Origin of the sequence: Nonomuraea aridisoli, from assembly GCF_003236395.1 — a bacterium.
Lineage (GTDB): Bacteria > Actinomycetota > Actinomycetes > Streptosporangiales > Streptosporangiaceae > Nonomuraea > Nonomuraea aridisoli.
In genome coordinates this window covers 1-546 of record NZ_POUD01000644.1, presented here as the reverse complement: position 1 = coordinate 546, position 546 = coordinate 1, and the positions used below count along the sequence as shown (strand labels likewise).

At 79.5% G+C, this 546-nt stretch carries 1 protein-coding gene; it reads right to left on the bottom strand.

Annotated features, from left to right (window positions below):
* The coding region (locus tag C1J01_RS48525; RefSeq protein ID WP_146616070.1) for a DUF58 domain-containing protein at positions 1-546 on the bottom strand (546 nt) is incomplete at both ends.

Sequence of the window (546 nt, the reverse complement as noted above, 5' to 3'; positions counted from 1 at the left end):
GGCTGCGGGGCGGGCGGCGGGACGGCTCCGACGCGAACGCAGACGACGCAGACGACGCGGTCGAAGCGGCGGCGGGCCCCGGCGGCGCGGGCGGTCTGCGACGGGTCGCCGGTGACCAGCACCAGCGAGCCGCCGCCGCGTGCCGTGCGCAGCGCCTCGGCGACGCCGGTCGTGCCGGGGCGGACCAGGGCGAGGCGGTCGAGGATCGTCTCGGCGTCCGCCCGGGCGCCGGTCAGCGGTCCTTCGCCGGTGACGACGGCCGCCGGGTAGCCGGCCCGCGCGGAGGCGAGCGCGACCGAGGCGGCGGCGTCCACCGCGGGCTCGGTCAGGCCGCGCGTGTCGAGCACCACCGTCGTGGTCGGCAGCGCGGCGTCGACGAACTGGCGGACCATGAGCGTCCCCGTGCGGGCGCTGGAGCGCCAGTGGACGTGCCGCAGGTCGTCGCCGACGACGTACTCGCGCAGGGTGTGGAAGGTGACCGTGCCGCTGGGCGCGTGGTCGCCGGCCGGCCCCTCCAGGTGGTGGGCCCGGCCGGAGGGCGGGACG